Source organism: Lacinutrix sp. (assembly GCF_037625555.1).
Taxonomy (GTDB): Bacteria; Bacteroidota; Bacteroidia; order Flavobacteriales; family Flavobacteriaceae; genus Lacinutrix.
Map to the genome: position 1 here is coordinate 1 of NZ_JASJHV010000006.1, position 6,564 is coordinate 6,564.

The following is a 6,564-nucleotide window of genomic DNA, read 5'->3' on the forward strand; positions in this document are numbered from 1 at the left end:
AGTTAATAACTAGGGTTTTAAAAAACCATAATTACAATAATTATTTTTTAATTTAGTAAGAGAATTAATAACAACATATGTTGGTTGCTGAGTTTAACTAGCATTTGTATTAAACTAATTTTATTACTTTGTTATGCAAATAACTAATGAGTTTTAAAGTTTTAATTGTTTTTTAAGATTTTTAAATACCATGTTTAGGTATGGATATTCAAAAATCATGATATTTATTACAATACAGTATGTTTAAATAGATTGTATTTAAATAAATTAAAAGTTTGTGTTAAAGTAGTAGAGATCGAAAGAGAATACAAAATAACGAAACAAAGCTAAAAATTAAATACAGCGTGAAAACAAAGCATTTAAGCTAAAGCCTCTAGAAAAACAATTAACGATACATAAAAAGTAACACGTCAATACATTTTGAAAGTTACAATAATGTATTATTGGTTTAACAGATTTTGAATTGAAAAGATGTAAAACTTAGGTTTTATGTTAAGTTAGCGAAAGCTATATAAATCAGTTGATGTTATCTCAAGAAAGCCATAATATTAATAGTTAAGTCTATTATATTATGGCTTTTGTTTTTATAACGTTCAGTTTCTTTACAATAAACAAAAGCAGTACTTTTATAAAATGAATCTAAACTTTATAGCAGATAAAAAATTTAATAGTGTTGACTACACTGTCAATAATCTAAAAAAAGCTGAATACGACAATTGTACATTTACTAACTGTAAGTTTAATAATACATACTTATCCGGAATTTCATTTCTAGAATGCGAATTTACAAACTGTAACTTTAGTTCGGCTAAACTTGGAGAAACAGCTTTTAAATATGTTGTTTTTAAAGACTGTAAAATGGTAGGTACACCATTTAATGAATGTAACACGTTTTTATTAGTAATGTCTTTTTATAATTGCCAACTCAATTTAGCCTCATTCTATAATTTAAAACTAAACAACACTAATTTTAATAATTGCAAACTAGAGAAAACAGATTTTACAAGCTGTAATTTAATTCAATCTAAATTTATAAAATGTGACTTAAACGAAACTATTTTCGATAATACTAATTTAGAAAAAGTAGATTTTAAATCATCTTACAACTACTCTATTTCTCCATCTAACAACAAATTAAAAGGAGCTAAATTTTTAAAAAATGAAGTTTTTGGACTTTTAAAAGACTATAAAATTATAATTGAATAATTTTTAGGCTATAAAATTATCAATTTAATAAAATGAAAGACTAATTATTATAGTCTAAATAAAAGCATTTAAGAGCTTCTATTCTGGCTTTAAAATGGTTTCTAAATTTTGTATATTCGCAATCCGAAACTTTTCGAATTTAAAAGAATTAAAAAACCTTGTACATGTCTACAACACCAAAAATCATTTATACAAAAACAGATGAAGCACCAGCTTTAGCAACACGCTCGTTTTTACCAATAGTTAAAGCCTTTGTAAAATCTTCAGGAATTAATATAGAAACTAAAGATATTTCTCTTGCAGCTAGAATATTAGCAGTCTTCCCAGATTTTTTAAATGATGACCAAAAGGTGAACGACGACTTAGCCTTTTTAGGAGAATTAGCGAAACAGCCAGAAGCTAACATAATAAAACTTCCAAATATTAGTGCTTCTGTACCACAATTAAAAGCAGCTATTAAAGAATTACAAGAACAAGGATTTGCAATACCAAGCTATCCAGACGAATCTTTAAATAGTGAACAAAAAGACATTAAATCTCGCTACGACAAAATTAAAGGTAGTGCAGTAAATCCTGTATTACGTGAAGGTAATAGTGATAGACGTGCTCCAAAAGCAGTAAAAAATTACGCAAAAAAGAATCCACATTCAATGGGTGCTTGGGCAAAAGATTCTAAAAGTCATGTTTCTACAATGAGTTCTGGAGATTTTGCACACAATGAAAAATCTGTAACCATAGCAGAAGCAACTACAGTAAAAATTCAACATACTGATGCTAGTGGAAAAACAACACTATTAAAAGATAAATTACAACTTTTAGAAGGCGAAATTATAGACACGACTATAATGAGCAAAAAAGCGTTACTAAGCTTTTTAGAAGAACAAGTTGAAGATGCCTTAGATAAAGGCGTGCTGTTTTCTTTACATATGAAAGCAACAATGATGAAAGTTAGTGACCCAATTATTTTTGGTCATGCTGTACGTGTGTTTTTTAAAGATTTATTTAAAAAACATGGGAAAACTTTCGATAAAATTGGTGTAGATGTAAACAATGGATTTGGTAACTTATTAAGTAATTTAAATGAGTTAACGGAAGAGAAACGAGAAGAAATAAGAGAAGACATTAGATATGTGTTAGAACATAATGCAGATTTAGCAATGGTTAATAGCGACAAAGGTATTACTAACTTGCATGTACCTAGCGATGTAATTATAGATGCTTCTATGCCAGCAATGATTCGTAACTCTGGACAAATGTGGAATGCTGATGGAAAATCTCAAGACACAAAAGCTGTAATTCCAGATAGTAGTTATGCTGGAATTTATACAGCAACTATAGATTTTTGTAAAGAACATGGAGCTTTTGATCCTACAACAATGGGAACAGTACCTAATGTTGGTTTAATGGCTCAAAAAGCAGAAGAATATGGTTCTCATGACAAGACATTTGAAATAAGCTCTAACGGAAAAGTAGACGTTATAGATTCTAATGGCAACGTGTTATTATCTCACGAAGTTGAAACTGGAGATATTTGGAGAATGTGCCAAGTTAAAGATGCACCAATTCAAGATTGGGTAAAGCTTGCGGTTACAAGAGCAAAAGCATCTGCAACACCAGCAGTATTTTGGTTAGATAAAAATAGAGCTCATGATGCGCAGTTAATTAAAAAGGTAAATAATTATTTAAAAGACCACGATACTAATGAATTAGATTTAAGAATCTTATCTCCAATAGATGCTACTATTTTTACATGTAAACGTTTAAAAGAAGGGAAAGATACTATTTCGGTTTCTGGAAATGTTTTAAGAGATTATTTAACTGATTTATTTCCAATTCTTGAAGTTGGAACTAGTGCTAAGATGTTATCTATTGTTCCTTTAATGAATGGTGGAGGTTTATTTGAAACTGGAGCTGGAGGCTCTGCACCAAAACACGTACAACAATTTACAGAAGAAAACCATTTGCGTTGGGACTCTTTAGGAGAGTTTTTAGCATTAGCTGTTTCTCTTGAACATTTTAGCTTAGTTAACAAAAACCCAAGAGCTAAAATTTTAGGTGATGCTTTAGATAATGCAACCGAAACATTATTAGAAAACAAAAAAGGACCTTCGCGTAAAGCCGGAGAGTTAGATAATAGAGGTTCTCACTTTTACTTAGCTATGTATTGGGCACAAGAATTAGTAAACCAAACCACAGATAGCGCTTTGGCTATAGAGTTTGCAACTTTGGCAAAAAAATTAGCAGATAACGAAACTACTATTGTAAAAGAGTTAAACGATATACAAGGAAAGCCTTTAGATATTGGTGGTTATTACGAACCTAATGAAAGCTTAATAAATGCTGCAATGCGACCTAGTAAAACGTTATATAACATTTTAAACGCTTAGTATTTACAAGTAATTTATATTTTAAAAGCTCATTTATAGGAGCTGTTTTTGCGTTAATGGTAAAAGCGGCATCCTTTTTTTTGTTGCATGAATATATGTAAAAAAAAGATACAGCGGATAACATGACCGAAACCTTGCTTTTTTACATGGTTTTGGTAATGCCCAAATTATGTGTTAAACTTTTCTAACTAACTTTAGGATTTATTAACTTTACCATCTTAAAAAAATTGCTTTAAATGAATTTATCAAAACTAATTGCATTAGTACTCTTATTTTTTAGTTGCTCCATTGTTTTTTCTCAAGAAAAAGTAACGTTAAGCGGTGTTATTCAAGATCAGGAAACTAATGAAACCTTAATAGGTGTAACCGTTCTTTTTCCAGAATTAAACACTGGAACTTCTACTAATGAGTATGGTTTTTATTCAATTACAATACCTAAAGGCACATATAAGGTATCACTAAGTTATATTGGTTACAGCGATAAAACTGAAATTATTGATATTAATGAAAATATTAAGAAAAATTTTATTATAACTGAAGCTACACAAAGTTTAGAAGAGGTTGTAATTACAGAAAATATAGAAAAACTTAGTATTAGAAGACCACAAATGAGTGTTAATGCACTCACCTCTTCTACTATTAAACAAATTCCAGTAGTACTTGGTGAGGCAGATGTTTTAAAAGCAATTACGTTTTTACCTGGTGTAACAAATGCTGGAGAAGGCGCTTCTGGTTTTAATGTTAGAGGTGGTGCTGCAGATCAAAATTTAATACTTTTAGACGAAGCTACTGTGTTTAACTCTTCGCATTTATTTGGTTTATTTTCTGTTTTTAATCCAGATGCAATTAAAGACTTAAAATTATACAAAGGAGGTATTCCTGCAAGATATGGTGGAAGAGTATCTTCTGTATTAGACATCTATCAAAAAGAAGGTAACAGTAAAGAGTTTCATGTTAATGGAGGCATTGGTATTGTATCGAGTAGACTATTAATAGAAGGCCCTTTAAAAAAAAATAAAGGCTCCTTTTTATTAGGTGGAAGAAGCTCTTATGCACACTTGTTCTTACCACTATTCGACTTAGATAACGTCGCTTATTTTTACGATTTAAACACCAAATTAAGCTATAAATTAAACGATAATAACAACATCTATTTATCTGGTTATTTTGGTAGAGATGTTTTTAATTTATCTGATAGTTTTGAAAACACCTACGGAAACACCATTGTTAATTTTAGGTGGAATCATTTATTTAACGACAAGCTTTTTTCTAACCTGTCTCTTATCTATTCGGATTATTATTATGGTTTAAATTTAGATTTTGTTGAGTTTAATTGGAATTCAGGAATTCAGAATTTTAATTTTAAATATGATTTTAAACACTATTTAAACACAAAATTTAAGCTACAATATGGATTAAATAGTACTTATTATAAATTTAATCCTGGAGAAATTGAGCCTTCTACTCCTAATTCTGGTATAAATGCAGATAAACTTACAGAAAAGTATGCTTTTGAAAATGCTGTTTATATTGATGCAGAACATAAGGTGTTAGACAACCTTACACTTGCCTATGGATTAAGATTAAGCTCTTTCACGCGTTTGGGACAAAGTGAATTAAATGTTTACGAGAATAATGAAGCCGTAACTTTTAATGACGATTTTCAAATTTACCAAAGTGCAGATCCAATTGCTTCAGAATCTTCAAGTAGAGGTAAATTTATAAAATCATTTTTAAACTTAGAGCCTAGGTTTTCTGCTGCATATAAATTTAATCGCAATACTTCTGTAAAAGCAAGTTATAATAGAATGTCGCAATATCTAAATTTACTATCTAACACAAGTTCTCCTACTCCTTTAGATGTTTGGGCTCCTAGTGGAAAATTTATAAAACCTCAAATTTTAGATCAATATGCAGTTGGTTACTTTAAAAGTTTAAAAGATGGAGACTACTCTCTAGAACTTGAAACTTACTATAAAGATTTAAGAAATAGAATCGATTATATAGATGGAGCAAATCTTATTGCAAATGATGCTATTGAGCGCGTAATATTAAATGGAAAAGCAAGAACATATGGCTTAGAAGTTTTATTTAGAAAAAACGAAGGGCGTTTTAAAGGGTGGATTGCGTATACAATATCTAAATCTGAACAAAAAACCGAAGGACGTTCTCCAAACGAGACAGGTATAAATAATGGAGATTGGTATAATACAGTATTCGATAGAACTCATGATATATCTATTACAAGTAGTTATAACTTAAATAAAAAATGGGACTTAAATGCAAACTTCTTATTTCAAACAGGTAGACCAACAACTTTCCCAAATAGTCAATATGAATATAATGGTATAGTAGTACCAAATTATAGCCCAAGAAACTCAACACGTTTAACAAGCTATCATCGTTTAGACTTATCAGCAACATATACACCTAAACCAAACCAAACAAAAGGTTGGCAAGGCTCATGGGTATTTGGTCTATACAATGCATACAATAGAAGAAACGCGGCATCAATAACCTTTGGTCAAAATCAAGAAACTGGAAATAACGAAGCTACTAGATTATCTATTTTTGGTGCAGTACCATCAGTAGCTTATAATTTTAAATTTTAAAAATGAAAAACTTAAAATACATATTAATATTATTTATTATTTGCACATCCTGCGAAGATGTGATTGATGTAGAAGTTCCAAATATAGCACCAAGATTTGTAATTGATGCCTCTTTAAATTGGTTTGATGGTGACTCTGGAGAATACCAAGCTATAAAACTATCACTTTCTGCACCTTTTTTTGAGAACCAAGTACCTCCTGCTACAGGTGCTATAGTTAATGTAACAGATAATACTAACACTTATAATTTTGTAGATTCTAATAACGATGGAGTTTACGAGTGTTTTAATTTTAATCCTCAATTAAATCAAGAATATATTTTAAACATTACCTACAATGAAGAAACTTATATTGCTTCT

Annotated in this window: 4 protein-coding genes; all 4 read left to right on the top strand. The window is 29.7% G+C overall.

The genetic code is table 11. The features are described from left to right. The first annotated feature begins 633 nt into the window (after nucleotides 1–633). Nucleotides 634–1,206: a pentapeptide repeat-containing protein gene (locus QNK89_RS00225; RefSeq protein WP_340168908.1), complete on the top strand. Its 573-nt coding sequence runs from the start codon at nucleotides 634–636 to the stop codon at nucleotides 1,204–1,206. 164 nt (nucleotides 1,207–1,370) lie between these two features. Further along, entirely contained in the window at nucleotides 1,371–3,593 is a 2,223-nt protein-coding gene (locus tag QNK89_RS00230; protein WP_340168909.1) for an NADP-dependent isocitrate dehydrogenase, read from the top strand. A 236-nt stretch (nucleotides 3,594–3,829) separates the two neighbouring features. After that, nucleotides 3,830–6,205, top strand: a complete 2,376-nt coding sequence (locus tag QNK89_RS00235; RefSeq protein ID WP_340168910.1) for a TonB-dependent receptor — start codon at nucleotides 3,830–3,832, stop codon at nucleotides 6,203–6,205. 2 nt (nucleotides 6,206–6,207) lie between these two features. Further along, on the top strand, nucleotides 6,208–6,564 hold a 357-nt coding region (locus tag QNK89_RS00240; RefSeq protein ID WP_340168911.1), incomplete at its 3' end, for a DUF4249 family protein.